Source organism: Lactobacillus bombicola, assembly GCF_900112665.1.
GTDB lineage: Bacteria > Bacillota > Bacilli > Lactobacillales > Lactobacillaceae > Lactobacillus > Lactobacillus bombicola.
The window spans coordinates 1-24,772 of record NZ_FOMN01000011.1 but is presented as its reverse complement, the minus strand read 5'-3'; the positions used below and the strand labels follow the sequence as shown (position 1 = coordinate 24,772).

39 protein-coding genes are annotated in these 24,772 nt (G+C 36.5%); 5 read left to right on the top strand and 34 right to left on the bottom strand.

Going from position 1 to position 24,772, the window contains the following annotated elements:
* From BM203_RS07565 to BM203_RS07400, 34 genes are all read right to left on the bottom strand, one after another.
* Positions 1-1,116, bottom strand: a complete 1,116-nt coding sequence (locus tag BM203_RS07565; RefSeq protein WP_090094021.1) for a DUF3383 family protein — start codon at positions 1,114-1,116, stop codon at positions 1-3.
* On the bottom strand, positions 1,116-1,670 hold the full coding sequence (locus BM203_RS07560) for a phage neck terminator protein (protein WP_090094020.1): 555 nt from the start codon (positions 1,668-1,670) through the stop codon (positions 1,116-1,118). Before BM203_RS07560 ends, BM203_RS07565 begins: the two co-directional genes overlap by 1 nt.
* Positions 1,657-2,031 (bottom strand): hypothetical protein, encoded by a 375-nt coding sequence (locus BM203_RS07555; RefSeq protein ID WP_090094019.1) that lies wholly within the window; start codon positions 2,029-2,031, stop codon positions 1,657-1,659. The genes BM203_RS07560 and BM203_RS07555 overlap by 14 nt, the downstream gene beginning before the upstream one ends.
* A 13-nt stretch (positions 2,032-2,044) precedes the next feature.
* Positions 2,045-2,647, bottom strand: a complete 603-nt coding sequence (locus BM203_RS07550) for a phage virion morphogenesis protein (protein ID WP_090094018.1) — start codon at positions 2,645-2,647, stop codon at positions 2,045-2,047.
* Between the two features lies 1 nt (position 2,648).
* On the bottom strand, positions 2,649-3,047 hold the full coding sequence (locus tag BM203_RS07545) for a DUF4054 domain-containing protein (protein WP_090094017.1): 399 nt from the start codon (positions 3,045-3,047) through the stop codon (positions 2,649-2,651).
* A gap of 19 nt (positions 3,048-3,066) precedes the next feature.
* Positions 3,067-3,945 carry an encapsulin gene (locus tag BM203_RS07540; RefSeq protein ID WP_090094016.1) on the bottom strand — a complete coding sequence of 293 codons (879 nt, stop codon included), beginning with the start codon at positions 3,943-3,945 and terminating at the stop codon, positions 3,067-3,069.
* A complete protein-coding gene (locus tag BM203_RS07535; RefSeq protein WP_090094015.1) occupies positions 3,945-4,460 on the bottom strand; it encodes a structural cement protein Gp24 in 516 nt (171 codons plus the stop codon). The genes BM203_RS07540 and BM203_RS07535 overlap by 1 nt, the downstream gene beginning before the upstream one ends.
* Positions 4,460-5,626, bottom strand: a complete 1,167-nt coding sequence (locus BM203_RS07530; RefSeq protein ID WP_228150097.1) for a DUF2213 domain-containing protein — start codon at positions 5,624-5,626, stop codon at positions 4,460-4,462. The genes BM203_RS07535 and BM203_RS07530 overlap by 1 nt, the downstream gene beginning before the upstream one ends.
* A 2-nt stretch (positions 5,627-5,628) precedes the next feature.
* Positions 5,629-6,036: a LysM peptidoglycan-binding domain-containing protein gene (locus BM203_RS07525; RefSeq protein ID WP_159428299.1), complete on the bottom strand. Its 408-nt coding sequence runs from the start codon at positions 6,034-6,036 to the stop codon at positions 5,629-5,631.
* A gap of 75 nt (positions 6,037-6,111) precedes the next feature.
* On the bottom strand, positions 6,112-6,510 hold the full coding sequence (locus BM203_RS07520; protein ID WP_090094012.1) for a type II toxin-antitoxin system HicB family antitoxin: 399 nt from the start codon (positions 6,508-6,510) through the stop codon (positions 6,112-6,114).
* A gap of 40 nt (positions 6,511-6,550) precedes the next feature.
* A complete protein-coding gene (locus tag BM203_RS07515) occupies positions 6,551-6,733 on the bottom strand; it encodes a type II toxin-antitoxin system HicA family toxin (RefSeq protein WP_090094010.1) in 183 nt (60 codons plus the stop codon).
* A gap of 88 nt (positions 6,734-6,821) precedes the next feature.
* A complete protein-coding gene (locus tag BM203_RS07510) occupies positions 6,822-7,667 on the bottom strand; it encodes a phage minor head protein (RefSeq protein ID WP_159428298.1) in 846 nt (281 codons plus the stop codon).
* On the bottom strand, positions 7,642-9,069 hold the full coding sequence (locus BM203_RS07505) for an anti-CBASS protein Acb1 family protein (protein WP_090094007.1): 1,428 nt from the start codon (positions 9,067-9,069) through the stop codon (positions 7,642-7,644). Before BM203_RS07505 ends, BM203_RS07510 begins: the two co-directional genes overlap by 26 nt.
* Positions 9,070-9,081: 12 nt before the next feature.
* Positions 9,082-10,530, bottom strand: a complete 1,449-nt coding sequence (gene terL, locus BM203_RS07500; protein WP_090094058.1) for a phage terminase large subunit — start codon at positions 10,528-10,530, stop codon at positions 9,082-9,084.
* Complete coding sequence (locus tag BM203_RS07495) at positions 10,523-11,032, bottom strand: helix-turn-helix domain-containing protein (RefSeq protein WP_133158287.1); 510 nt, start codon at positions 11,030-11,032, stop codon at positions 10,523-10,525. Before BM203_RS07495 ends, terL begins: the two co-directional genes overlap by 8 nt.
* Before the next feature lie 356 nt (positions 11,033-11,388).
* The gene (locus BM203_RS07490) at positions 11,389-11,862 is read right to left on the bottom strand and encodes an ArpU family phage packaging/lysis transcriptional regulator (protein ID WP_090094005.1); all 474 of its coding nucleotides are present in this window, start codon (positions 11,860-11,862) and stop codon (positions 11,389-11,391) included.
* Positions 11,863-11,873: 11 nt separating this feature from the next.
* Positions 11,874-12,368 (bottom strand): hypothetical protein, encoded by a 495-nt coding sequence (locus tag BM203_RS07485; protein ID WP_090094004.1) that lies wholly within the window; start codon positions 12,366-12,368, stop codon positions 11,874-11,876.
* Positions 12,369-12,373: 5 nt separating this feature from the next.
* Positions 12,374-12,571: a hypothetical protein gene (locus BM203_RS07480; protein WP_090094002.1), complete on the bottom strand. Its 198-nt coding sequence runs from the start codon at positions 12,569-12,571 to the stop codon at positions 12,374-12,376.
* A complete protein-coding gene (locus BM203_RS07475; protein ID WP_090094000.1) occupies positions 12,561-12,902 on the bottom strand; it encodes a VRR-NUC domain-containing protein in 342 nt (113 codons plus the stop codon). Before BM203_RS07475 ends, BM203_RS07480 begins: the two co-directional genes overlap by 11 nt.
* Before the next feature lie 5 nt (positions 12,903-12,907).
* A complete protein-coding gene (locus tag BM203_RS07470) occupies positions 12,908-13,129 on the bottom strand; it encodes a hypothetical protein (RefSeq protein ID WP_090093999.1) in 222 nt (73 codons plus the stop codon).
* The gene (locus BM203_RS07465; RefSeq protein WP_090093998.1) at positions 13,122-13,520 is read right to left on the bottom strand and encodes a hypothetical protein; all 399 of its coding nucleotides are present in this window, start codon (positions 13,518-13,520) and stop codon (positions 13,122-13,124) included. The genes BM203_RS07470 and BM203_RS07465 overlap by 8 nt, the downstream gene beginning before the upstream one ends.
* Entirely contained in the window at positions 13,513-13,779 is a 267-nt protein-coding gene (locus BM203_RS07460; protein ID WP_090093997.1) for a hypothetical protein, read from the bottom strand. The genes BM203_RS07465 and BM203_RS07460 overlap by 8 nt, the downstream gene beginning before the upstream one ends.
* On the bottom strand, positions 13,780-13,959 hold the full coding sequence (locus BM203_RS07455) for a hypothetical protein (RefSeq protein WP_090093995.1): 180 nt from the start codon (positions 13,957-13,959) through the stop codon (positions 13,780-13,782). It abuts the gene before it with no gap.
* A 192-nt stretch (positions 13,960-14,151) separates the two neighbouring features.
* A complete protein-coding gene (locus tag BM203_RS08460) occupies positions 14,152-14,295 on the bottom strand; it encodes a hypothetical protein (protein WP_159428297.1) in 144 nt (47 codons plus the stop codon).
* Positions 14,296-14,308: 13 nt separating this feature from the next.
* The gene (locus tag BM203_RS07445; RefSeq protein WP_228150098.1) at positions 14,309-15,061 is read right to left on the bottom strand and encodes a DNA-methyltransferase; all 753 of its coding nucleotides are present in this window, start codon (positions 15,059-15,061) and stop codon (positions 14,309-14,311) included.
* A gap of 2 nt (positions 15,062-15,063) precedes the next feature.
* Entirely contained in the window at positions 15,064-15,285 is a 222-nt protein-coding gene (locus tag BM203_RS07440; RefSeq protein WP_090093993.1) for a hypothetical protein, read from the bottom strand.
* On the bottom strand, positions 15,239-16,045 hold the full coding sequence (locus BM203_RS07435; protein ID WP_090093992.1) for a DnaA ATPase domain-containing protein: 807 nt from the start codon (positions 16,043-16,045) through the stop codon (positions 15,239-15,241). Before BM203_RS07435 ends, BM203_RS07440 begins: the two co-directional genes overlap by 47 nt.
* A gap of 9 nt (positions 16,046-16,054) precedes the next feature.
* A complete protein-coding gene (locus BM203_RS07430; RefSeq protein ID WP_228150099.1) occupies positions 16,055-16,879 on the bottom strand; it encodes a conserved phage C-terminal domain-containing protein in 825 nt (274 codons plus the stop codon).
* Positions 16,880-16,883: 4 nt separating this feature from the next.
* Complete coding sequence (locus BM203_RS07425; RefSeq protein ID WP_090093991.1) at positions 16,884-17,723, bottom strand: ERF family protein; 840 nt, start codon at positions 17,721-17,723, stop codon at positions 16,884-16,886.
* Complete coding sequence (locus BM203_RS07420) at positions 17,724-18,752, bottom strand: DUF1351 domain-containing protein (RefSeq protein WP_090093990.1); 1,029 nt, start codon at positions 18,750-18,752, stop codon at positions 17,724-17,726.
* Positions 18,753-18,824: 72 nt separating this feature from the next.
* Entirely contained in the window at positions 18,825-19,052 is a 228-nt protein-coding gene (locus tag BM203_RS07415; RefSeq protein WP_090093988.1) for a hypothetical protein, read from the bottom strand.
* A gap of 12 nt (positions 19,053-19,064) precedes the next feature.
* Positions 19,065-19,400, bottom strand: a complete 336-nt coding sequence (locus BM203_RS07410) for a hypothetical protein (RefSeq protein WP_133158289.1) — start codon at positions 19,398-19,400, stop codon at positions 19,065-19,067.
* Between the two features lie 91 nt (positions 19,401-19,491).
* On the bottom strand, positions 19,492-20,298 hold the full coding sequence (locus tag BM203_RS07405; RefSeq protein ID WP_090093985.1) for an ORF6N domain-containing protein: 807 nt from the start codon (positions 20,296-20,298) through the stop codon (positions 19,492-19,494).
* A complete protein-coding gene (locus BM203_RS07400; RefSeq protein WP_090093984.1) occupies positions 20,291-20,503 on the bottom strand; it encodes a helix-turn-helix domain-containing protein in 213 nt (70 codons plus the stop codon). Before BM203_RS07400 ends, BM203_RS07405 begins: the two co-directional genes overlap by 8 nt.
* Positions 20,504-20,738: 235 nt before the next feature.
* Here BM203_RS07400 and BM203_RS07395 point away from each other — a divergent pair, with 235 nt between their 5' ends.
* From BM203_RS07395 to BM203_RS07380, 5 genes are all read left to right on the top strand, one after another.
* Entirely contained in the window at positions 20,739-21,098 is a 360-nt protein-coding gene (locus BM203_RS07395; protein ID WP_090093982.1) for a helix-turn-helix transcriptional regulator, read from the top strand.
* A gap of 3 nt (positions 21,099-21,101) precedes the next feature.
* Positions 21,102-21,923 (top strand): ImmA/IrrE family metallo-endopeptidase, encoded by an 822-nt coding sequence (locus tag BM203_RS07390; RefSeq protein WP_090093981.1) that lies wholly within the window; start codon positions 21,102-21,104, stop codon positions 21,921-21,923.
* Positions 21,924-21,982: 59 nt separating this feature from the next.
* Complete coding sequence (locus BM203_RS08455; RefSeq protein WP_159428295.1) at positions 21,983-22,141, top strand: hypothetical protein; 159 nt, start codon at positions 21,983-21,985, stop codon at positions 22,139-22,141.
* Between the two features lie 197 nt (positions 22,142-22,338).
* Positions 22,339-23,322, top strand: a complete 984-nt coding sequence (locus tag BM203_RS07385) for a hypothetical protein (RefSeq protein ID WP_090093979.1) — start codon at positions 22,339-22,341, stop codon at positions 23,320-23,322.
* A gap of 159 nt (positions 23,323-23,481) precedes the next feature.
* The gene (locus BM203_RS07380) at positions 23,482-24,609 is read left to right on the top strand and encodes a tyrosine-type recombinase/integrase (RefSeq protein ID WP_090093978.1); all 1,128 of its coding nucleotides are present in this window, start codon (positions 23,482-23,484) and stop codon (positions 24,607-24,609) included.
* Positions 24,610-24,772: the final 163 nt, after the last annotated feature.

The following is a 24,772-nucleotide window of genomic DNA, read 5'->3' as shown; positions in this document are numbered from 1 at the left end:
TTAAGCAGCAATTGTATCTGATTTAATTAAGCCAGTAATTGTAACACTATCAATAGCACCAGCACGATGGTAAGTAAACTGGATACCACCATAACGACGAGCAGACAAGTCAACTAGTGATTGTACATTCCTACTTGAAGCAGTAACACTGTAATCACCATGCTTAGTAGCTTCATTAGTTAAGATAATGCCTTGTTGATATGCCTGTTCAAGTGTATTATTGACAACACTTTGTATCAGGTTGATTCCGCTTTGTTCATAAGCAATCTTGTCGTTATTCTGAAGTAACTTTTGCACATTGTATTGAATCATCGCTTTAATCCAAATGTCACCATGCAATTGATCTATATATTGACCAGATGAAGTCCAACCCGCGCTAGTTTCACCAACATCAGCAATATCAACATATACAATGCCGTGATGCTGGTCAATCGCCTTCTTTTCACTAGCAGTTAATTCCTGTGGTGTAATACCAATCAGCTGTTTAAACTTCCAGTTTATCGATCCTACAAGTGAACTAGCACAACGGCCAAGAAATGCTGTATCAAATGCTTCATTCATGGGATGTACAAGATTAACAGTATAATCATTGCCCTCCCAGCTAGCATAATCAGTTGGTTTAACAGATTGTGTTACTAAAAATTTACTTTTGTTAATTTCAAAAATATTTGAAGCCGTAATTTCATCATCAGGATTAGGCTTATCAAAAACAGCAAAATAAAAATTATTAAACCAAAAATTTTTTAATGCTGGCAAAATCTTACCTGCAGGATAAGACAAAACAGCAAGTCTATCTGACGGATTCTTTTGTGCAAAATAGCTTGCCGCTTTTCTATAAATATCTGTTGTTTCTGGATAATCTAACGCAATTGCATCAAAGTTACCATACTCCTTATAGACCGCCTGACTTTCAGGATCAGTCTTACTCAAAAGTAATCCGTCTTTATCAGTAGCCACATTGGGCACGCCACCACCGGTACCATCCGACCCAGCTGCCGGAGTAACCGTCAAAATACATATGTTGCCAAAACCAATTTTTGGACTCGGTGACTGTAGGTTGACTACAACATTAACATCTGACACACGGTCAAATGGTGCAGTAATAACATCTGCCATTATTTATCTCCTTTATTTACTTCAATATTCGATTGATTATCAATCAAATCACTAATATTTACGCTCTCAATGCTTGTCTCAGCACTGTAATCAAAGTTAAGTTGGTCAATATCGAACTTATATCCCGCTCTAACTTGAAAAAGCACATCAAAGCCAAAATCATAGTCGTAATTGACACCTTCAAGCACACTACGACTTGCCGAATTACTAAGTTGACCAGGTACAATATCACACTGACTAAAAAAGCGTCGATAACCAGGGTCATTCAACGCTTCAAATAATTTTTGCGATAAGTTGCAGGCTTGCCAGAAATCGTCAGCATGTGCGTCAACTTGGATGTAGCAATTATAAATTCTGTGTTTGTTAATCCAATCTGACGTTATTTCTTGATCAGCCTGAATGATACTAAACGTAAAAAACGGGTATTCCGTACGTCCTGATGCTAAATCAGCAGCAATCAAAGGCGTATTGCATGCCCGTTCTGTTACTTTACTTAAAATTTCAATCAACAACTGTTGGTCAGAAAGAACAATTGCTTCACTAATGCTGATCATCTCCCTTGAGTTCATAGACAATCAAATCTGAATAGTCTTGCCAATTAGCAATTGCAACAACTTTAAACTTACGGTTTAAATTAGCCACTTCCACAATAGTATCCCTAGGAAATCTATGCGTTGATAACCATATCAGGTCGATTTGTAACTGATTACCACCCGTGAGGTATGTCGCAAGCTGTGACCTCTCTGAATATGGATATATCACTTCATGTAAAACTTCAGCTTCTTCAGCTGTAAGAAATACTTTTTGCGGAATACCTGCAATATTTTTGCTAGGTTTAAACTTGTCTGCATCCCAAACCTTGATATCATGACCAAAATCTCTAATTAATTCTTTTACTGGAATATACATTCCCACTTGGATCACCTCCCTAGATGATTCTATAAGTGATGCTCCGCTGAAGATTACCTGTATCAACAAGTGGATTTGAACTCTTCTTACGTGCTATCGTAGCTGGCGCATTAGCTGGCTTGCTAAGCGTAATACTTGATTTTCTGATATCAGCAACCGCAGTAACACCAAGCTTGGTAAGTACCTTTATAGCATTACTGCCATTAAAGGTAATATCTTCAATACCTTGCTCAATCATATGTTTATATTTTTCAGTATTTTCAATTAGAGCTAACCGAATAAACGGTCGACTAGGGATGTTTACTTCTTTCACTAAGTAGTACATGACTGTCAGAGTACCATCATTATTAGAAAAAGCTAAGACGTTCTTACCTTTTGGCTTAAATAGCCCCGGTATCTCTTTTGCAGACTTAGGAGCACCATCTGAACCTATTGGAACGTTCTCAGTTGGTATCGTCAGCCATTGCCCTTTCTTAGGTACAATATGCGCACCGTATTCGTTAGCTCTAACAATTGTTAGCAACTGAGAATTTTTTTCACCAAAAAAGCCTATTGCCACTGCATGCTTGTTTAAAGATTCAAGCTGCCTGATGACCCTAGGCCAGTTATTATAATGTTCCATTTTAATGCTCCGCTACTATCCATGATATGTCATCAACCTGACCATATTGATCAAGTAATCGTTTATATCTACGCCCCCAAATTGAGCTATCAATCCACCTTTGCCCTTGAATATTTTTAGAAAAGTATTGTCGCTTTATTACGTCAACCTGTTCTGCCTGAATACCTTGAGCTGACTTACTATCCATTGAGCACAAATGCAATGTAAAGTAACGTGCTGCTTCTTCTCTGATAGGCAATTCTTGACCGCCTGCCTGTACATGCTCTGGAAATTGATCACTCAACACCTGAGACGTTGCATCTTGGATTAACATTTTAAGCGTATCATCTGACATAGAATTTGTTAGGTCTGGTGCTGTATTTTTAACTGCCTCAGCCGTTGTTAATGGTGTAATCGCCATTTCTATGCCCTCCTAAAAACTAAACTTTATCGATCGTTAAAAATGCGCTTGGATAAAATACTACAGCACCAGCAGTCCGCATTCGATAAGCAATCTTCACACCAGTAAGTGTTTTGACTTGTCCAGATAAGCTTACTGGCATTGCGTCTTTGATTTGCACAACATCTGGCGTATTAACAAACATTAAGCCAACATTATTCTTTAATCCGCTCTGCTTTTTATCAAGCTCATTAACCTTAACAATTTGAGAAAACCAACCACGATTAATCAATAGCTGTAATAGAGTTGTTGGTTGATAGTCGTTATATGGTACATCTAAAGCATCATAAGCATCCCCAGGTAATGCTAATACTGGTGTCGCATTTTCATAGCCAACCTTTTGTGTAATCATTTGCCTGTCAGCCTTAAGTTCTGCCATTAATGCTTTAGGATCGTTACTTGAAAATTGCTTACTTGCAGTAGTAGTTTGCCCATCTTTGGTGTTGATTAATCCAGGAATACCATAATCTGTATTTCCATTAAAAATCAACTTATCATCCGCTTCAGCAAAACCACGATTAACTGCCTCTGCTTGCTGTGTATCAAGATTGACACCAGCTTGGCGTGCTTGACCTAATTCCTTATCTGAATATGTAATACCTAGACCAAAGTCCATGATATTTTGCCCAGCTTCCGTTGCGTCAACATCAGTAACTGGAAAATCTTCAGCATGGTCAGCCATTGGTTTAGCTTCGCCAAAACTGTTAACAATTTGATATTTGTAGTAATCATCCCATGGATGTAAAGTACTACTACTTTTAATTAATTGTCTTCCAAGCAATTGCCCTTTTTTAGGTGTCCGAACCACCTTATCAATAGTAGTCAGCATTGATTTAGGAATTAATGATGTAACTGGCATTAACTATTACCTCCTTGTTTTGGCTGTGCCGATTGTGATGTTGGTGCCACTGATTGTGGCTGTGCATTAGTAATACGAATTTGCAAATCCACGCCTTCACCAGCATTTGCAGCTGTTCTAAATAGTCCAACCACAAAATCATTGGTATCTGCCATTTTAAAATTACCATTAGCGTCCACTGTTGCCGGCGTGTTTTTATTAACATCTTCTGTTGCGCAAACTTCAATAGTTCCATCACGCATAACAGATACTGTTTCACCAGTGTGCCATCTTGCAGCAGCCTTAGTTTCTTCATTCACTGCATAGCCATCAACATATTGTTTTGCCCACGCGACCCCGTAAATTGGTGCATGCGTAGCAGGAACAACTTTACCATTACTATCAAAATTGACAGCTTGACCATATTTAATTTCTGCGCCTGCAGTATCAGAATTAGTAATATTAGGCTCTAGCGTTGCTGGTTTACCAAAACCAATTTGTTGTCCTTGGTAAAAAGTTCCATCTGGAATAGCCATTATCTAGCCTCCTTGTTGTATAAATCTGCCCAAGGGTTGACTCCAAGTTCATCACCATTATCACCCTTGAAGCTTGGTGAGCCTATAACTCTGCCTTTAGTAGCATTCTTAACTTGACTATCAAAATAAGCGTCAATATAATCATCAGACTTATCTTTCTCGTCAAAATTAGAATCAACAGCCTTAATTGAGTCAACCTTTATAGTCTTCTCATTTTTTCCGTTGAAGTCATAGCTATCACCAACCAATGTTCTAGCCGTATCAATTAATTGCAATCTATTGTTAACTAATTCATCAACTGAATCAGTCTTGAACTTATCCAATTTAGTTTGCAGTTCAATTTTATCTTTTTCAGCTGAATCTGCTTTTGCTTGAGCAGTATCTGCTTTCTTTTTCTTATCAGCAGCATCCCCCTCTGCTTTTTTCACCTTAGCTTCTAAGTCAGCAACTTTTGCTTGTTCCGCCTTAAGCTGTTCCTTTAGAGATGCTAACGATGAGTTAGACTTGGTAACTTTATCAGCGTCATCAGTAGCTACCGTGATATTTTCACCATCAAGTCTTACCTTTGTAGTTTCCATCTGCTCGTTTGTCCTTTCTCGATTGTCATCAATCACGCTTTCTGCGCTGTCACCTGTTAGCCGCACCGTATGACCAGCACGTCCACGGTCAACAATCGCAACATGATTAACTTGAATATTTTTCTGTACGGCATCGAATGCCATACCCTTATATGTGCCTTTGCGTGGTTCAACTTCTGTCTGAAAACCAATTGATAGTTCTTCCTTACCGTTTTGAACTTCTTTGATAAGCTCTGGATCAGAAATAGTCATATCAACCCGTAACGTATTATCGCTACTATCAACATGTGCATTTGAGGCAGTTAAACCTTTCATGTATTTGGCTGAATTACCTCTATTAACTAACACATTCTCCCCATTTTCACGAGGATGATTGTCTGTAATTGGTTTGCAGTTAACAGTAGCTACCGTATCATCGGACAATAACTCTTCTGGCAGCTTTGCTTCCATAAGAAATGAACCATCAGCTTTGCGATATGAGAACACTCCTGCGCGTGCAATTGGCACATTTTTGGCAATTAAAAAGCCAGTCAAACTATCAAAATTCAACTGGTTGATTGGTGCTGTATCATATCTTTCTACCAGCACAATTATTCACCTACTGGAATACTAACAAAATGTGCAGGAATGATAATTTCCTGACCGACACGAATCTTCATCGTATGCTTATTGACATTGTTATAGAACCGCAGTTGTTGCATCCCTACATGATATTTTTGTGCGATGCTATAAATACTATCGCCTTCCTTAACAATAACTTTGCGGTCACCATTAGGCAGCAAATCTGAATTATCCATTTGATTCTCCTTACTTGTTGAACTACTAGTAGCTGATTCACTTACAATTGTTGAGTTTGAAGCACTATTCGAACTTAACAACTTATCAATGTTGTCACTAGCTGAATTAACAGTGCCAACCGACTCAGCATGCACTTGCTTACTTGGTTCAGTTGTTTTATCAGGCATCTTGGTATCTTCAGTTGAAACATCCTTTGACATTTCCATCACCTCCTTCCAATTTGAAGTAAAAAAATAAGCAGGCTTACGCTCTGCTCATAATCAATATTGTTAATTTTATACGCCTAATTCTTTTTCTAAAGCCCTAGACATAAGCTTACTATAATTAATATTTTTCTTATCTGCTGCATCAGCAAGATATTTAGGTATAGTAAGATTTTTTCTAACCTTTTCGTGCTTAACAGTGCTTTCAATTTCTGCTTTTGTTACTTCAAAAGGTAGTTGAAAAGCTTCATCGTAGTCTGACCTATTAAAATCAACCTGTTTTTTAAATTCAGTAGGCTTAGGAAAATTTGTTTTACCATCTAAAGCTAAAATTAACGCATCTTTGCCATAACTGTAAGCTTCAGCAGGAGTTTCACCAAAAGTTATTGCTTCAGGAAAATCTTCAAATTTAACTTCCCAAACATTATCTGCAATATTATGTAATAACGTTCCAAAATATTTATATGCCATTTTTATACCTCTTCTCATATAGGAATACACCAAACAAGGCTTATCTAAGCCCTGCTTGCTTCATCATGGAATGTTCAATTCCCTTAGGCAATTCTCGTGCATGTATTGGAACTATAACTTGTCTAGTTCCGTTTCTGTATTTTGCATGGGAGCCTGTTTGTGAAACCTTTACAAAACCATTTCTTTTTAAAAGTCTCACAAATTCTTTTGTTTTCATCGGCATTGGTGTTTCCTCCTTACGTATATTATTATGCACTATTAGTGCATAAAAGTAAAGGGATATTTTAAAAGAATTTATTTTTTTATCATCCCTAAAAGATTGGTACTGCAACACATCTGCACCTTATTGGCTCACCTGGCAATTGTCCATCATCACCACCGTCTGGATCATCGTAGCTCTGCTCTGTTTGGTCAAGCTCGGCATGTGCTGGACGCACACGTTCATCTTCCATTGACTGCCAAATATACTTTTGTGCGCCTGCGGCCTTTGAGCGATAGCTATCCAATTGACTGATAATCGTACCTGTCTGATCATTGGCGATTAATGCAGCATGTTTGTTAGTTACTTCGCCTGTCTTAGTAATTGCCTTAGTCAGGTCGGAAATACCACCGCCTTTGGTAATTGAATTGTAAATTTCACTCTGTAGCTTATCAACATATTCCGACCTCAACCGTTTTATTCGACCAGCATTCTCTGCAATTTTGGCTTTAATGTAGTCGCTAATTGCTTGATTGCTACTGATTGGGTCAATATTAGCAATCTTAGTTTGCATTTTGACGTTAAGGTATGAAAAATTATCAATACCATTAACTAATCTTGTCGCCAATTTAGTAAAATCTTGCTCTGTTTGGGATGCAAGTATGGCATCATCAATCATTTTCATAGCTTGATTCATATCATCAACCCAGTTATGAACCGGTGGCATATCTTGGCTATGTCTATCTTTTTTATTATCAGCTAAAAAAGCAGCCCCACCGCGGACGTGTTCCTTTACTAGTTGGTCAAGATAAGTTGTAGCAATCGCTCGCCATCTAGTTACCAACTTGCCAAGTTCTCGTGCATACCAGTCTTCTAGTTTTCTGGGATACCTTGTAGTGGGAATGCCATGTGTAAGCAGTCTAACCTCTTCCTTAATCAGCTTCTTGCTTTTTGTCATCTTGTGCATCCCCATGAATAAAGCTAATCAATTGTTGCCTCATCTTCTCAATTTCTTTTTCAGTCAACTGTTTATCAGCACTATCAGTCTTAGCACTTACTGAATTATGTTGCCCTCCAAGCATTTGTTTAGCTTCATCAGGGTCTAAAATACCAGCACTAACCAAAGCATTTGCTGCTTGTGCATTTTGCAGCAGTGTTTTACTTTGCGTTACATCATCAGCTGTCCAGAGAGGATTAAATTCTATATGCCAATCAATTTTATCGGGATCATCAAAGCCACCTGCAACATCAGTTGAATACATCAGCAATTTAACGATGTATTCTATCTGTGGCTTTAAAATTGTTTCTTGCTTCGCTTTAATGCCATCGTAATAGTTAATAACATCATACTGCGCACCTGCTAAAGTTCCAGCTTCCTGCCCCATTAATACTGATTTGGGAATATCACTTGCTGCAGCTAATTGCTGCCAAGCAAATTCATAAAGTTTATCAATACCGCCAACATTCGTACCTAATTTTGTCATGGTTTCATTATCACCAATAGCAAAAACTGATTCGGTTGACATCCCTTGATTTAGTATGGCTTGCGCCTTTGCACGTTCTTTAGGATTACCTTCCATATCACGAATTCTGCTAGACTGGAAAATCTTCAACGTATATTCGTACAAGATTTTACCGTCAGAATATAACCCTGAATTAAGCACTTTTAATGGATCACCACATGTTGTTAAAACAGATGTTCCTAAATCATTATCTTCAAGTTTACCTATATCAACGTGAAAATAACGGCTTTTATCAATAATAACTTGGTAATTTTGAGGTTGCTGTGGCATTGCAAAACCATATTTATTAATCGTACTGCCTGCAGTTGTCGGCTTAATAAATATTTGTTGTTCTTGGCCATAATTTATATCAGTTGGATCATCATTTGCCTTAGTCTTTTGCACGTGTTTTTGACCAAATGCATGAACAAACGAAACATTTTTAATGTTTTTAAAATCAACTTTGTCAGATTCCGAACTTGGCTTTATTTCTTTAAGACCAATATTGGCATAGCCATCACCATGAAGTCGCATATAAATTAGTTCTTTTTTAAGCTGCGTAGTTAAATGTAAGTTATCCATTGCCTTTTGATAAATAGCTTGCCTATTCGGATCATCTGGTATAACAATACGCCAACCATTTCTTGTCATATCTTCTGCAGGTTTTCTAACTACTTTCTGTGCCAATCCATTTTCTTGGTACATGTTGTTAAGCAAGTCATAATCATGTGAATCAACAACAAATTGTGGTCTAGTATCACCAAATCGTGACGGTGTTACTCCCTTTGACCAGTAATCATCGAAGTCAAAACGGTTAACTTTAGTTTTTGCATTTTTCTTATTGAAAAACCAACCCATCTAATCACCTTTCTAATACTTATAAACTTCAAAGAATGATTTTTGCTTACCCATGTAGTTCAGTGCTTGCGTCATGGCATCAACCCAATCATCATGTGGACCATTAGGAAAGTTAAAGATTTCCTCAAGCATTTCTTCAATTTCAGGCTTCCACAAGGGATGTGGAACATAGACGTTGCCTGCTTCCCATAAAGGACTAACAGCACTAGCACGGACTTCTTTACCACCATCTGGCTCAACCGGAATAATGCCCTCAATCTTATTTTTAAGAGTATCAATTATTGCGCTACCGTTAGCCTTATCTTCGATGTATTTACTACGTGCATCAGGATGTTTAGCTGTCATCGTTGTAATAGCCGCTATCGTTTCTGTAAAAGTCATACGAGCATGTCGCCAATCCAATAGAAAATAATTAGCATCTCTCTTGCCCCAAACCTCGCCAGCAACAAAGTCATCGTTCTCCTTAGATTTAAATGTTGCATCCCATGACTGTACCTTTTCTGTAAAGTGTAGTGGCAAAACCATTGCTTGCTCATTGGTCAGTTGCAGCTCTGCTTGCATTTTTTTGGTTGGAACATAGTATTTTACCCAATCCCGTCTAAAAATGTTGCCAGCAGCTAAACTAGGTCGTTGCTGATATAGTGCAGCAAACTTCTGTGATCCCATATCATGCTTATGTATCTTAAGTGAGTCAATCGTATGCAGTTGTGGGCAAAGGGCATCCCCGTTATGCCGACCAATTGCATCAGTCTCTCCATCAGGGATGTCTTCTGCAATCGCTGGTAACTTCAACTCTTCCCATGGTAGTGACTTTTTCTTCATCAATCTTCCTGCTAGGTCATCAATTTGCCACCTAGTCATGATGACTATAACTGAACCACCTTTTTGCAGACGTGGAAAAAAGGTTAGGTTCCATTCATTCCATATCTTATCTTTAATCGTAGTTGACATTGCTTCCTCACTGTTCTTGATAGGATCGTCAATGATTAGCAGGTCAGCGGGTCTACCAGATGCACCACCAAGCATTGATGTAGCATAAAAAGTCCCACGATGATCTTTAACGTGGAACTCTTTTGAAGTATTTTTTTCTGGTTGCAATCCAAAAAGTGGATAAGCCCATTCTTCAAAATGCTTTCTGTTCGCATCACTAAATGTAGTAAATAGGTCTTGTGAGTATGCTGAAATCATGACTCTTTTGTCGGGATGCCGCATAAGATAATAACTTGGAAAAGTTTGCGTAATCGTCATAGATTTTCCATGCTGAGGCGGCATTTCTACAATGTAGAATTTGCGTTCACCATCGATTATCTTTTGCATTTTCTCACAAATGTATTTTGTGTGAGCAAATAGTTTTGACTTGGGATTTGCCAAACTAAAATAGTCAACGTAATTACGCCTAGCCAGTTCCTCTTTAGCTCTTAAGGCAAGTTCAGCCTTATCATCCATAGTTAAATTAATCATTGTCATCATCAGCTAATTTGGTTAGTTTACGTAAATCTTCGTCACTTAACTTATCAAGATTACTATTAGTCTTAATGCTACCATTAATACCAATTTCTTTTTGCTCGCGCCAATGTTCTGGATCACGGTTTTTTAGCCAAAAAATACCTGCTGTTGTATCTGGTGGGACAAACTTTCTTATTCTTGATACAACCACCATTTTTGAACTTCCATCGTCCTGCTTAATCAATTCCTCATGTTCTTCAACTGTCATATATCCAGTTGCCCGTTTATGCAGGGCACTTTCAACTTTTGCATCTGCTGGAATGCGTCCTTCTTTTAGGGCGTCGTAAATGTCTGATTTCGCTTTTTTCCAGCGATATAAAGTGTCACGGCTGACTCCCATGTTATGAGCAATATCGTCATTAGTAAGTCCATTTCTTGCCCAATGCTTAAGTGTTTCTAGTCCTTCTGGTGTTAGCCAGTCATTTACCCTACCTTTATATTGCTTTTTCTTTACCACTATTTGTCTCACCTACTTCCACGCATACAACACAAATTTAATTTCTTCATAAAAAAAGCACCGCTAAGATGCTTGTATATCGTTTATTTTCTTTTTAACACAGGCCCGCTCGCCAGTGCTAACTCTTAAAGCACTTCAATGGGTCGTCGCGGGCTATTGCGGTAGCAGGACTCGAACCTGCTTACAACCATTACCGCAACTTGTAAATTATACTTCTAGAAAGGAGTTTTTTTAAACCTTGAAAAAAAGAAATTTATTGTCGAAAGATTAAGGGAAATGGTTTTTCGACAATACCATAATACAACGTATTATCTCTACTCAACCTATGATAATCCTATGCAAAACCTATGATGATTCTATGATTTTAAAAAAACTCGTAAATCACTAATTGAAGCACTATCTTTTTTCCGCCAGTAATCAAGGCGTTCTGCAAACTCAACACACGCACTATTTTTCAATTGATAATAGCGAGCTGACTGATAACCTAATCTTTCTGCAATTTTTGTATCTGGCATCTTTTTTATAAAAAATAAATATAAAATTATTCCACTAGAATAATTGCAACTGCTAAGAGCATGATCAACCGCTCTTACGCAAGCTTGAGCGTCGAGATTAACAACTATGCGTTCATCTTGATGATTGCGTCCATCATGTCCACCAACGTTATTAGGGTCAAGAGTTGGGCTTGATATGTCGCTTAGGTGTTTGTTGGCCAGATTAAGATAATGACCAAAGTCTTCTGTAAAAAAATTTTTAACTGCTTGCGCTGTTTTTGCTTTATCTAATTTCGCTTTCTTAAACAAAACTGATTGCTCAACTCCAATCATCATCCATTACCGACCTATTCTTTAATAAAAATTTTCGTATTATTCTTAGGAACCATATATCTACCACCTTGGGGTATGTCGCACCAATGAGTGCGTTTAGTTATCAGATTAATGTGTTTCCGCATTCGCTTATAAACTTCATTGGAATGATTGCTTTGTGAGATACCAAAATATTGCAGATTAGTTGTAGCGGCTAAATAAATTTCAGGTTGATTTTCTGGGTTAACAACATACTTAAAAACAGGTCTAGTATGATAACCATATAGCACTGCTATTCTGCGACAAGCGCTAGGATTGTGACCAACTTTTGCGCTAATTTCGCGATAGTTATAGCCGAGCTTTATCAACCTAATTATTTCCTTGTCGTAATCATGTTTTACAAATTCTTGAGCTACACCCATCTCTTTATGCAATTTAACCATTAACGGGTTATCGTCAGGTATGACGAGCGTTCCATATTTATCTTCTATTTTATGTATTAAATCCCAAACTTTTTGCGATAATCTCATTTTTATCACTTCCCTTTTAAAGCCCTACCACACCAAGGGCAGTAGTTTATTTGATACGAAACGCTTGCCCAACCATAGTTGTTGTCATCTTTAATTTGTGTATTTAACAAATTTTCACGAATTTTAATTTTACCCGTATAACCATTTAATTTTTCAACTATTACTTCGCTTTTTTGGCAATATTTACAGATTTCAGTACCCATATCCGACTAACCCTTCTTTCACGATTTTTAAAGCGTCATCTGCGCTCCTAGCTATACCATGCACAATTTTTCGTTTTTGTAGCATGTTATGAGATCTGATTTGTTCTGGTCGCGGTTTACCCGTTGCCGACTTTACTTCAATGAAAAAGATTTGATTATCAATCCACCGAAAGCCAACTAAATCAGGAAAACCTTTAGGTAAGCCTGTATCAAACCAGCGACCGTCTTTCATCAGAACTTTACCCACGTTCGCGCGAAAAACTGTACACTGATTGGCTGATAAATTTAATTGAATTTGTTTTTGGATTTCGTGTTCCGATTTGATTCCCATAGCATTTATATATCTAAAATTTCGGTTAAAATAATTGGTATGCCAAGAAAAAAGTCAAAAAGAACAAAAGCGACACTAACATCTTGAACATCCGATTTACTCATTGGATAGCCAATAATTCTGAATGTGTTAACTATTATAGCTAGTAATACCAAGGTCAAAATAGCTAAAGAAAACACAGAAATGGCAATCACGATTAATTTGTGTTGTTTCATAAAATCAACCATCAACCGGCACCTTCTCGCAATCCTCTAAGTGAAATTTCTTAATTTCTGCTTCGGTAAATTCGCAATAATCTAGATCACCCTCATCACTTACAACTGATAAGCCTAAACCGTTTTTACAGTACATATTGTTTTTAGTATGTGGGACAATAACGTGATACTCTTTCTCTGGAACAGGTTTACTATACTTATCCCAGAACTCATCAATGCCTATAATATCGACCACTATCTTACCGATACCATATACGCCACTTTTTAAGTCATCATAAGTAAACGGGTCAGCTTTAGGATGCCTTTCATCCAACTCATGAATCATAAGAAACTGATTACATCCATAATTTTTGAAATATGCGCAATATTTACCGTTGTTAAATATTCTTTTTTCTTCAGTCATTTTTACCACCTAGAATTAATTTGATTTCGTCAGAACTATATATACGATTAAATGGATATTCCCATAAATATTCTGTCAACTCAGAGCTAGTAAATTTACACTGCTTGATTACACCTCTAACTAGATCAACTAGAGCATATGTACCGTCTAGATTGTCAGCAATCATTAAGTACTCTGCACGTTTCCCGATTAATCGATTAGTCCTAATTATTGAACCCTGTTTAATTTTAGAGTTATCTTTAGTTATAATTTTCATCATTTACCACCCCCAGCTAGTCCACCACATATACTTTTCAAACAAACCAGCTACAACCGCTAAGACAGCAAATATTATAAAGAATGACCAACCTAATTTTTCGTTATCTAGGTAAAAACACACGAACGCTGCTATGCATGCAATTGCTCCCAAAAAGCCGATTAAAATTATTAATAATTTCATTGGTTACCCGCCTTTGCTTTTAAGTAATCCACGCACCAGTCATAGTCCTCTTTGCTGACCTCATGTCCTCTATCCACAAAAACTAGCATGTAAAACACTATGTGTGCTCGTACGTATATGGTCGCACCACGCAACTTTTTTAAAGGCTGTTCACAAGTTTCGCCATTTAGAACATCATTGAAGACAAGTGTCTTATTCCCTTTTATTTCCATTTTTCGTTACCTCCGTATCTGCGAATTTCTCGTTTTCACCCAATGGATAGTTATCTGGCACGTGCCCAAGGAACACGTACTTGCCATTTTTGCTTTTGCGATATAGTTTTTTAACGTGTGTCATTGCTAGTCCTCCTTTAAAATAGTGGCACTTCGGCATGCTTTAGCATTTTTTTCGCGGCTTTTTGATACATTTTTTTATCTATTTCAAAACCGTAAGCGTCACGATTCAGCTCAATAGCCGCTCTTAAAGTTGACCCACTCCCAGCTACAGGATCAATCACCACATCTCCAGGGTCGGTAAAAATTTCAATTAAACGCCTCAAAACTGGTATTGGCTTCTGCGTTGGTGCTATTTTGGGATAGCTACTATCAATGTCCCATGTGAACCAATTTTTTACCATACGACCATCGTTGTTAAATTTCGGCAGTTTATCTCGATATAGGACTAGAGCGTACTCAGTAGCTCCAACAATTTTCATATTTACTTTTAAAACTTGTGCAGATGTTTGTTTGATAAAAATCAGTGGAATGTAGTGCTGGAATCCATATTTTTTACCATACTCGATAACCATCCCCAACTGCTGAAATGCACAAAACACAATCATAGCTGGTGCTTTATTCGTTGCCTTAGGCTCTTTGATCAACATTTTTGAACAAAAATGCATGTACTCAGCCACCCTAAAATCTACGTCGGTATTAAAAAATGCTGAGTTAGCCTTATCACTTTCGCCATTTTTAATTTCACCATTTTTGTACCATTCGGGGCTACTAGCATAAGCATCATTAGCGATATTGTAGGGTATGTCTGCTATAACTAGTTGTGCTTTAGGAAGCTGATATCTTTTGTAGTTTTGAAAATGGTCATTAAACAGTTTCATTTTTACCATTGTTAATCCCCCATATACTTCTTTTCAAAATCAGCGAAAAACTTGTGTGCCTTTTGTAGTTCTTCTTTTTCTTTACGTTGAAATGCGCCAATACCATGTTCACAGTCGTATTCATACTGCTGGTCTGCTCGTTCATGCCATATCTTTGAGTAGATGCTGTCCCAGTCAGACGTCCATTTATAGCCTTGAGCGCTTGTCGGCGATTCTCGTAAAATCAATGACATGACCCTTGTCTCCTTCCTGCATTCTGCTAACCAATCTAGCGTGGTATGTTCGGTAGAGTTCATCCATGCTCAAGTTGGTGGTCGTAATAATGCGCTGATTGCTTTCATAAATATCGAAGATAGTGTCTTGCACAAAACTGGTAGCTTCACTATTGGCACTCTCAGCGCCCAAATCATCTAAAACTACCAAGTCGGCAGTACGAACTACATCTGTCACATGTTTAGGCGACCAAATGCAGGCTTTGTCGTTAAACCAGTTTTTCATCTCTCGGATTAATTTATTGACACTTAGAAATAGACACTTCTGCATTGGCTCTGCGTTGTCATTAACAGCATTTAAAATAGCCATAGCTAAATGAGTCTTTCCAGCTCCAGCATTGCCATAAAACAAGCTATTCCCCTTTTTGTCAGGATATTTAAGATATGCTCCTGCAATTAGTCGAGCACTCTGCTTTGCTACTGCCTCGGTAGAATTGTTTTGTGCTTTAAAATCATCAAAAGTGCAGCTGAACACATCTCTACGGTCAACTAATGACGCTCTCTTTAAAAAGCCCTTGTTTTGCTGTATTCGCAAATTTTCGTGCATCCGTCTATCCTGTTCTTGGATTTGCTCATGCTGGCAAACTTCACAGAATGGTGTTACTTTGTCAATTCCACTTAGATAGACTAAGTGACTTTCGGGATGCTTAGGGCACGTCTTATCCGACTTACGGAGGCGATGCTCAATCATCCTGATAGTTTCCTGTGTAATTCCTGTCATTTTATCCTCCTAGAACGGTAATTCGTCCTCATTCACGCCCTCAATCTCACCGTTAGTAAATGCATCTGGAGCAAAATCAGCGTGTTGTAGCACATTCGGCGTTTTTTCGTTGAGATACCCCTCAAACTTAGTCCCAAACAATGTTTCTGGACGTAGATACTTAGCCATTTTCTTATCTCCACGCCATTGCGCACATTTAGTATCAATTACTTTCTTAAAATCTGGGATATTAAAGCCGTCATTAACTCGTGCATTGATTAGTCGCTGTGTAGCTTTAGACGTAGATTTGTACTTAGTACCTGCTTTCTCATTAAGATAGTCAATTACTTCCTTGTAGATAGCTGGTTCTGCCTTGGCGGAACTATATATATTTCTATTATTATTGTTCTCTTTATTAATGCTCTCTTTAGGTGACATGTGTGTCACGGGGGTAGTGACATGTGTGTCATGAGGGGTAGTGACATGTGTGTCACGGGGGGTGTCACTCATGTCTTCAGAAGTGCTTTCCCATCCTAAAGTAAATGATTTGGCAAGTTTTTCACCAGCATAAATTTTTCTGTGGTCAATATCTCCATTTTCATTTTTTATATTTTTTCGCTTAATCAATTTATGGCTTTCCAAAATATCAAGATATCTAATGATAGTTCTTGTAGAGCAATCCAATCTCTTACTTAAAGTAGTGTTGTTAATATAGAAAACTCCTGTAACATTAAGCATTGATACGATTTCTCCCAAAAGTAAAATTGCTTTAGGATGCTTTAACAGCGACTTATCATGTGCTGAACTCGCTGGAATCATCAAAAAAGCTTTAGATCCGTTTAGTACTTCGGTCATATGATCACTTCCCAACTTGATTAGCAAAAGGATCCGCTTTTGCATCTTGCTGAACCTTGTTAACAGCTTGATTTAGTTCCGTTTCTCTATTTTCTGATTTTGGCTCTACCTGTTTGGACTTTGTATCGTCAGTATCCACTGTTGACTTAATCAGTTTGTAAGCATCGTTAATGGCATCAACATACTTAGCAAAATTCTTGTTCTTTTTGCGTTCGTTTTTGATATACTCTTCAGCTTTTTGATTACCTGCTACAGCCAACATATAGACTTCAACTAATCTCGTCTTTTTATCGCCAACCTTGACAGTAACTTTGCTTAAAGCCTCATTGTCAATGAACTTAGTTTTAACTTGTACCTGTTGTGGTTCTTGTTTAGCACCATTACCGTCAGTATCTTCTTCCGAAGCAATTCCAAAGATTGCACTGATTGAGTAACGTCTGGCATAAGTTAGGACAGCTCCTTGATCTTGCGTCTTACCACTGCTTTTTTTGATACCAACATCAAGCAAGCATTCACCAAAATCAATCAGTGCCCCCTGAGAATTTAAAATAATATTTCTAACGCCAACTTTACCGTCTTTAATAACCGGTAATTGACTGATCGCAATATCCTCATCTTCAGTTGCTTTATAAATTGCTTTAAAAACTTGGTCTAGAGAGGTGTAATCATAGCCATAACCATGTGCGCCTTTATTAGGTTGCTCAATTTTTTGTTGAACAGTGCCAAACGTTTTCATCAAAGCTTTTTTTGCTTTTACTGCCTCTTCTTGTTTCATATCAGCAACTGTCTTAATTTTTGGAAAACTAACTGACTGACCTGTATTCTGGATCGCTTCTTCAGTCATTTAGTCCACCACCTTGTACGCAATTTTGTTTTCTCTAAAGAAACTTGCCAAGGAAGTTAACTGCTCTGACGTTCCGCTAACCACAAACGTATGCTCATAAATCTTAGGCTCTGACTTAGCAACTGTTTGCTTTACTTCTCCAGTATCTGGATCAATTAACTTATCACCATGTTTCTCTAACTTTTGAGTCGCTAATTTTCGCTTCTGTGCATCTTCGGCTTGCTGTTTTGCAAACTCTTCTTGCCTTCTCTTTTTGTCCTCAACGACTTGTTTTAATTCTTTAGCGTGATTATCCATTGCTACTAAAATATCGCTTACGGGCTTGATTTTTAGTTCGTCAATCCAATGCTGAACAGGCAATGCTAACTCATCTGCTTTTTGTGATATTTGCTTTACACCGTCTAGGTATGTGGCCTGTTGTTTTACAATTACTTCAAGCTGCTGACTAACTTCATTTTCAAAGGAAACATTTGAATAACTCTTGTTATCCCAGCGTTGATTATATTTAAAGTTGAATTGCCTTAAATCTTCTTCGGTTAATCCAGCTTGACTTGCAAACTCAGAAATTCGCTTGATATTCCGATTATGCTTATATTGTTTAACTTTGTTGTCATAGTACGTCAATCCACTGCCAATTTGGTTATAGATGTCGTCAAGTTCAGATGTCATTGACTTAACTTGTTCTTTAAAAACTGTAATTGGTTTACTAGCTTCATTAACGACTCTTTTTTTCTCATCATTGATTTGTTGCCTAAATTTACTAATTTTAGTCCGCAGCGCTTTATCACTTTTGTACGTTTGCGGTGTAACCTTGTAACCGTCTAGTTGTGCATGTAGTTCGTCAACTTTAGCCTTCATTTCATCATAACCATGGAATTCCAGTTTTGCCGGTTGAAATGAAACTGTCATTTCATCATCAACATTTTCCAACGAAATTAATTGTTGCGTTTCAGTTTTTGCTTCATTCATGGTATAATTCTCCCGAGTAGTATCTGCAATCAGTTCTAGTGAATGCAGATTTATATCCATCGAAGCAGTTGCTAGCGATTATTAAGTTCTCGTAGTACTGCTTTTTTTCTAGCCTTTCTTTTAGCTTCTTTATCATTTTTCGTCACGCTTTAAAAAGTAAACTGCACTGATAAACAAGCCAATTGCAACAACAAGTAAAATTGCACCCACATCTTCTAAAAAGCGTGTCACGTTTGTCAGCCACAGTCTGTTCGCGTCATAGAAAGCAAATTCAACAATGCTCATTACTAGTAATGCAATCAATGCCTTAGCTGCATTATTCTTATCCTGCTCAATTTTTGGATTTTGGTTAAAATTCATTCTTCTCACTCCCTAAATAGTTTTTGCGTTCCAGTCTATTTCATGCCGATGTTCTTTCATCCATTGACTGGCTTCATCTTCATGAATTCGAAATGCCTTTCCCTTGCCAGGATGAATATCTTCGACCCAGCTCGGCTTAAACTCATAAAAGATGTTTTGCTTAATCCAGTCTGGCGTTTTCTTAACGTATTTTTTATTAAACTCATTAAGATTAATAATTCGATTGACAGTATCTTCTATCATGGTTTTTCGATCGCTTTGTAATTTGGCAATTACTCTTGGTTCCAAAAGTTCAACAATTTTATCAATAGACTTAGATGACAGTTCAACCGTTATTCTTTCGCTCATCTTCATCACCGCCTTTTGCTAACTTGTTCTTCAACTATTTATTTTTTTCTCCTTCTTCTTTTGTATACTTCATTTCAGCTTTCTCCTATTGTCATCTTCTGTCTAGGCTAATTTCCTTTTTAATTGCCTGTAATCCCTTTTCGGTATAAAACCACTGTGGAACTTCTTTATCAGAATATTTAGATTTTGAATTTGCCCATCTGCCATATTCATTTTGTCCTGGCTGCTCAGCTTTAAGTCCTAATTTATTAGCAATCATTCCAACTTTTTTACCGCTTATGTTCAGTTCTTTGGCAATTTTGCCAGCTGAATATTCTTTTTTCTTCATGACTGGAACTGTCATTTCACCGGTTAGGACTTCAGCACTCTTTGCAATTAATGCCTGTTTAGACGATTCAGAAGTAGTAGCCATCGCTAATTTATAAAGCATATTTGCTTTTCGAGTTGCTGAGTTTTCTTCCATAATTGATAAACGTCTTTGTTGAACTAACGACGGCTCATTATTCTTAATCGCTACTCGCATGTTGAAGTAGTTATCAACCAGCTGATCGTATATATCCCAAGCCTTATCGTCATCTAATATTTTCAGTAACTTTGCATATCCTCGTTCTGATAAAAGATAGATGTGATTCGCATTACCCCATTGAGCTCTTGTGAAACCAAGTTCTGAAAACAGGTCAATTTGATTGACCTGTTTTAAGTCAACTAAATCAATCCCTTCTCTAAATCGACTACGATTCATATTAATAGCCTGGTTAATCGCCTTAACTTCTTTACTATGAATTTGCGCAATATCTTTAACTAACATTGCTTTTTTATTTTTGCCAAAGCCACCCTCAATTCCGGTGAATTCAACTTTTCCAATGTGCTCTGTTCCAATAACTCTTAAATTATTCATGAATATTTTCCTTTCTAGCTAAAATAAATAAATACTGTGTTGTTACTCCCAAATAATCTGCAACCGCTTGAAGTGCATCAGCTCGCGGAATACTCTTATTCCACTTACTAATCGAACCGTTTGATAAATGGAGATCCTTTTCAATTTGATAAATTGATTTATTATTTTTATTTGCAACGGTTTTTACTGCTGAATATAACGACATGGTTTCACCTCTTTTCTAAATAATTATATTGACAGAGTATTAGAAAGTGTTCTATCATATAAGTATGCTAAATAAACCAAATTTATAGCTTCTTACATTTAGAACGGTTTACTTTAGTTCAACAAAATAGTTTCCTGACACCTTTTGATGAACTACGATTAGTATAATCGAACGTTTTCTAAAATGCAAGTGGTTTAGCATAGAAAGTTTTATAAAAAATAATGCGAGGAAAATCATGAGTGCTAAAGATAACGTTATAAGACTTTGGAAAAACAAAAGGCCTGATATTCAATCTATTGCAGAGTTAGAAAGAAAAATAAATTTAAGTAATGGTTTAATTCAAAAATGGGATTCAAAAACGCCCTCAACCAAAAGTGCACAAAAGGTAGCGGACTTTTTCAAAGTTCCTTTAAGCGATATTTTGAATGATGTTTCTGATGATTCTGTAAAGTTAGATGTGGATGACCAAAAAGTTTTGACCTTATTCAGAAAGGCAACAGAAGGCATGCCAGAAGATGAAGTAAAAGATTTTACTAATTCTATGGGGATTTTAATGAATACTGCAAGAGAATTAATCCGAAAAAGAAGGCAATAATTTATGACAATTGAATATCAAACCATTAGTCATGATGAATACGATTATTGTAATGAAATAGCTAACGATATTTTAGAAGGAATATCAAATAAATATAACGTTGCAAAAGATGATATACACTATAAATATGTAATTGATTATTTAGTAGATATAGCGGGACCATCTAATCTTTGTTTATTTGTCAGCAAAAAGTTTTGCAACTCATCATTCGAATTTAATAAAATAAATCCTAACAGTTTAAAAATCACTTATAATTATAAATTCAGTACACAAAAAATACCTTTACATGCTGAAACTATTGATGTTCTATCGGGAAATTTTTGTCAAATCGTGAGTGGCTTTACTATTTTCCCTCAAGATGGGTCCATTATGTTTTTAAATGCAGAAACCAGAACTTGGGCAAGGACTATTTTTACAATTATTCATGAACTAGTTCATTCTTATCTGGCAACAAGTAGACCTAATTATAAAAAACAAGTAGCCTTGATTAATCAAACGAATCTAAAAGGAAATCCATATCCCGAAGATTTACAATTAATCGAAGCGGAAACAAATACTATTTCCTCACTGCTTTATGCTCCAACCTGTTCTCTAAAAAAAGAAATTCTGAAAAAAGATTTTTCAGAATTATGTTATCAATACGGTATGAGCTATTCAGCTATGCATAATAGATTGTTTAATTATTTTTATCATGATTATAATTTTACTTTTTATTCTGCAAAACAAGCAGTATTCTCTTTTAGAAATAATAACAAAAAAGAAATCGAAAAATTAAGAAAACTCCTTAATACTGAATATTTAGAAATGGATGATTTGTTTTTCTAATTTTTCCGTCTATAACACCAGTGACAATAAACCTAGGATAATGTTTTTAGGAGGGAAAAATGATTAAGTTGAATAATGCGTTAACTGCAGCTACTACTGCTCTAATTGCCGTATCTGTTGTAGGCCGTTCCAATGGTGAGTCTGGCAGCAAGAATGCCAAAACGACACAGCAAGCCAAGAAAAACAACTACTGGGACTTTAACTGTAAGATCATATAAATACCCTCACATGCGTGGGGAACACCCTACTGATATTATAAACTACGTAATCAAAATTATTATCTAAAATTCGAAGTAAGGAAAAAAGCTTTCAAGACTAGAGTTGATAATTGAGTCTTGAAAGCTAATAGACAATACACTTAAATGATAGCGCTTGCCATATAACAATTTTATCATACTTTTAGGAGGTTTAAAATATGAATGAAAAAGAAGATAGTGGCAGTCGTGAAACTAACGCTAACACGCTACCATCAAGTGGAAATAAAAAAGCAGATAGTGATAGTAGTGGATGCTGGGGTTGCCTAATAATCATTGTTATTATTGCAGCTATTATTTTTTGCATTCATAGCTGTAGTAAAAGTAATAACAGTAATTCATCTCAACCTACAATTCACTTAACCAAAAAGCAAAGAGGCGAACGTCAAAAATTAGTCCATAACATGAATGTTTGGGCAGGCTCCTATCATAAATATGGTGAAGTCTTTATCGATAAAAATAATCATGCAGTCTTAATGCTTACAGATGACACCATTAATAATTCTTCATATAAAGATTTAAATAGCATCGCAAGCACTTTCAGTACCAAAGTTGATGCTCAAAAAGGACCAGACAATATTGATAAAGTTAATACCAAAGTAGATCATGCTGTCATTGAAAATGGTAATGGTCAAATTATGAGTAAATATCATGACGGTACAATTGACATAGTTAATCATTGGCGTTCTGCTCACACTAAGCATAAATTTACCACTATGGATAAATTTGCTGCAGCACAAAGAAAAGTTGATGAGCAAGCTAATGATTTACCTAGTGAGTATTCCAAGGCTCAAAAGAAAGAATATAACCAAAATTATGCAGCTTTAAAAGCTGACTTTAAGAATTGGTCAGACAGCAACGTTGCAAAAGTAACGGTTAGACGTGAAAGCGGAGTAATGATAACTACTATTACTTTAACCGCTAATTCTGATGATTTATCTAAATCAGAATTGCGCAACAAAATTAAATCAGCATGGCAAATAGCTCTTTCAAAATACAATGCTCACCTACCATATATGGCTAAAGAAGATGGTAGCGATATTGATGCAAAAATCAATGATGCAAATGGTGAATACTGCGCTATGGGAATGACTAATTCTCAAAATTCATCAACTGAACTTAATTATTACGGTCCAGCATATTAAAAACCACAATGCAAAGTACAGAGGCGGTAAAAAAGCCCTCAAGAACTGAAGTTTGGCGACCCTGTTCTTGAGAGCTGTAAATATGTAAACAAAAGATACTGATATCGTATCGGTGTCTTTTGTCTACTCAATTTTATCATATTTAAAGGAGTGATTTAAGTGGCAATATATAAGCGAGGCAAAACTTGGACTGTTCAGGTATCTTGGTACATTCTTGATACTAATGCTAAAACTGGCAAAAAGAAAAAGTATAAAACCAAGGGAGGCTTTCTTACCAAGGCCGAAGCTAAAAAATGGGAAATCGAGCAGATTTCTGCAAAAAATTCTAATCAAATCACCAATGTAAACCCAATATTTGTTGACTTCTTCTGGGACTGGGCCACAACCTACCGCATTCCAGGAACAACTGATGCGACTAAAAGACGGTATACAAGTCAAACTAATATTTTAAGAAAGTACTTTGGCTTGACTAAGATAAATAATATTAATCGCAATGATTATCAAAAATTTATCAATTATTATGGCGAAAACCATTCCAAGATAACAGTTAAGAAACTGCATGGTGTCATCAAAGCATGTGTTTCCGATGCACAAGATGAAGGAATTGTGCCACAAAATTTTACTAATAGAATCAATCTAGTGTGGAACGATAAGAAAACACACCATATTGAATACCTATCAATTGCAGAAATACAAAAATTAATTGATGTTACCAAAAGTTCGCTAAATCATATTTATACAACTCCATATATGATTTTAACTGCAATTTATACTGGCATGCGCTTAGGTGAAATTATGGCCTTACAATGGTCTGATATTGACGAGAAAAAACAAACAATCAGTATCAACAAATCATATGACTATATCTCACAGAAAGTCAAAGCTCCCAAGAATGCCAGTTCAAAAAGAACAATCTATATTTCAGAATCACTGATTAAAATTCTTAACGAATTAAAACAAAATAATCACAAATTTATCTTTGCTGAAAATAATAACAAGCTGCCAAGTAACAATGCAGTTAATCATGCTCTTAAAATCCGTATGAAAAAAGCAGGCATTAACAAAGTAGGATTTCATTTTCATAGCTTAAGACATTGCCATGTAGCATATTTAGTTGCCCATCATGTTGATTGGTATGAAATCAGTAAGAGACTTGGACACTCAAATATAGGGATCACTATGGATACATATTCTTACATGATTGATGAAATGAAAGCTACCCAACAAAAAATACTAGCTCAAGCATTAGAATCGATGGACAAACCTCAGAAATTGCATTTAGCTTAACTTGGCTAACATTTGGCTAACATTTCAAGCTAAAATCATTGATATATCAAGCATTATAGCTATATTTCAATGACCCCGGTGGTCTATTTAATATATATTTTAGAAAACCTTAGAAAATAAAAATGCTTATCTAAAGGATTTTTTAGTTCCAAGAAGCCTTTAG

What these genes read in the sequence shown, in the direction of transcription:
- BM203_RS07565 (WP_090094021.1), bottom strand. Translation starts at nt 1,116, where the DNA reads ATGGCAGATGTTATTACTGCACCATTTGACCGTGTGTCAGATGTTAAT.
- BM203_RS07560 (WP_090094020.1), bottom strand. Translation starts at nt 1,670, where the DNA reads ATGATCAGCATTAGTGAAGCAATTGTTCTTTCTGACCAACAGTTGTTG.
- BM203_RS07550 (WP_090094018.1), bottom strand. Translation starts at nt 2,647, where the DNA reads ATGGAACATTATAATAACTGGCCTAGGGTCATCAGGCAGCTTGAATCT.
- BM203_RS07545 (WP_090094017.1), bottom strand. Translation starts at nt 3,047, where the DNA reads ATGGCGATTACACCATTAACAACGGCTGAGGCAGTTAAAAATACAGCA.
- BM203_RS07540 (WP_090094016.1), bottom strand. Translation starts at nt 3,945, where the DNA reads ATGCCAGTTACATCATTAATTCCTAAATCAATGCTGACTACTATTGAT.
- BM203_RS07535 (WP_090094015.1), bottom strand. Translation starts at nt 4,460, where the DNA reads ATGGCTATTCCAGATGGAACTTTTTACCAAGGACAACAAATTGGTTTT.
- BM203_RS07525 (WP_159428299.1), bottom strand. Translation starts at nt 6,036, where the DNA reads ATGTCAAAGGATGTTTCAACTGAAGATACCAAGATGCCTGATAAAACA.
- BM203_RS07520 (WP_090094012.1), bottom strand. Translation starts at nt 6,510, where the DNA reads ATGGCATATAAATATTTTGGAACGTTATTACATAATATTGCAGATAAT.
- BM203_RS07515 (WP_090094010.1), bottom strand. Translation starts at nt 6,733, where the DNA reads ATGCCGATGAAAACAAAAGAATTTGTGAGACTTTTAAAAAGAAATGGT.
- BM203_RS07510 (WP_159428298.1), bottom strand. Translation starts at nt 7,667, where the DNA reads ATGACAAAAAGCAAGAAGCTGATTAAGGAAGAGGTTAGACTGCTTACA.
- BM203_RS07505 (WP_090094007.1), bottom strand. Translation starts at nt 9,069, where the DNA reads ATGGGTTGGTTTTTCAATAAGAAAAATGCAAAAACTAAAGTTAACCGT.
- terL (WP_090094058.1), bottom strand. Translation starts at nt 10,530, where the DNA reads ATGATTAATTTAACTATGGATGATAAGGCTGAACTTGCCTTAAGAGCT.
- BM203_RS07490 (WP_090094005.1), bottom strand. Translation starts at nt 11,862, where the DNA reads ATGATGATTGGAGTTGAGCAATCAGTTTTGTTTAAGAAAGCGAAATTA.
- BM203_RS07485 (WP_090094004.1), bottom strand. Translation starts at nt 12,368, where the DNA reads ATGAGATTATCGCAAAAAGTTTGGGATTTAATACATAAAATAGAAGAT.
- BM203_RS07480 (WP_090094002.1), bottom strand. Translation starts at nt 12,571, where the DNA reads ATGGGTACTGAAATCTGTAAATATTGCCAAAAAAGCGAAGTAATAGTT.
- BM203_RS07475 (WP_090094000.1), bottom strand. Translation starts at nt 12,902, where the DNA reads ATGGGAATCAAATCGGAACACGAAATCCAAAAACAAATTCAATTAAAT.
- BM203_RS07470 (WP_090093999.1), bottom strand. Translation starts at nt 13,129, where the DNA reads ATGGTTGATTTTATGAAACAACACAAATTAATCGTGATTGCCATTTCT.
- BM203_RS07465 (WP_090093998.1), bottom strand. Translation starts at nt 13,520, where the DNA reads ATGACTGAAGAAAAAAGAATATTTAACAACGGTAAATATTGCGCATAT.
- BM203_RS07460 (WP_090093997.1), bottom strand. Translation starts at nt 13,779, where the DNA reads ATGATGAAAATTATAACTAAAGATAACTCTAAAATTAAACAGGGTTCA.
- BM203_RS07455 (WP_090093995.1), bottom strand. Translation starts at nt 13,959, where the DNA reads ATGAAATTATTAATAATTTTAATCGGCTTTTTGGGAGCAATTGCATGC.
- BM203_RS08460 (WP_159428297.1), bottom strand. Translation starts at nt 14,295, where the DNA reads ATGACACACGTTAAAAAACTATATCGCAAAAGCAAAAATGGCAAGTAC.
- BM203_RS07445 (WP_228150098.1), bottom strand. Translation starts at nt 15,061, where the DNA reads ATGGTAAAAATGAAACTGTTTAATGACCATTTTCAAAACTACAAAAGA.
- BM203_RS07440 (WP_090093993.1), bottom strand. Translation starts at nt 15,285, where the DNA reads ATGTCATTGATTTTACGAGAATCGCCGACAAGCGCTCAAGGCTATAAA.
- BM203_RS07435 (WP_090093992.1), bottom strand. Translation starts at nt 16,045, where the DNA reads ATGACAGGAATTACACAGGAAACTATCAGGATGATTGAGCATCGCCTC.
- BM203_RS07430 (WP_228150099.1), bottom strand. Translation starts at nt 16,879, where the DNA reads ATGACCGAAGTACTAAACGGATCTAAAGCTTTTTTGATGATTCCAGCG.
- BM203_RS07425 (WP_090093991.1), bottom strand. Translation starts at nt 17,723, where the DNA reads ATGACTGAAGAAGCGATCCAGAATACAGGTCAGTCAGTTAGTTTTCCA.
- BM203_RS07420 (WP_090093990.1), bottom strand. Translation starts at nt 18,752, where the DNA reads ATGGATATAAATCTGCATTCACTAGAACTGATTGCAGATACTACTCGG.
- BM203_RS07415 (WP_090093988.1), bottom strand. Translation starts at nt 19,052, where the DNA reads ATGAATTTTAACCAAAATCCAAAAATTGAGCAGGATAAGAATAATGCA.
- BM203_RS07410 (WP_133158289.1), bottom strand. Translation starts at nt 19,400, where the DNA reads ATGAGCGAAAGAATAACGGTTGAACTGTCATCTAAGTCTATTGATAAA.
- BM203_RS07405 (WP_090093985.1), bottom strand. Translation starts at nt 20,298, where the DNA reads ATGAATAATTTAAGAGTTATTGGAACAGAGCACATTGGAAAAGTTGAA.
- BM203_RS07400 (WP_090093984.1), bottom strand. Translation starts at nt 20,503, where the DNA reads ATGTCGTTATATTCAGCAGTAAAAACCGTTGCAAATAAAAATAATAAA.
- BM203_RS07395 (WP_090093982.1), top strand. Translation starts at nt 20,739, where the DNA reads ATGAGTGCTAAAGATAACGTTATAAGACTTTGGAAAAACAAAAGGCCT.
- BM203_RS07390 (WP_090093981.1), top strand. Translation starts at nt 21,102, where the DNA reads ATGACAATTGAATATCAAACCATTAGTCATGATGAATACGATTATTGT.
- BM203_RS08455 (WP_159428295.1), top strand. Translation starts at nt 21,983, where the DNA reads ATGATTAAGTTGAATAATGCGTTAACTGCAGCTACTACTGCTCTAATT.
- BM203_RS07385 (WP_090093979.1), top strand. Translation starts at nt 22,339, where the DNA reads ATGAATGAAAAAGAAGATAGTGGCAGTCGTGAAACTAACGCTAACACG.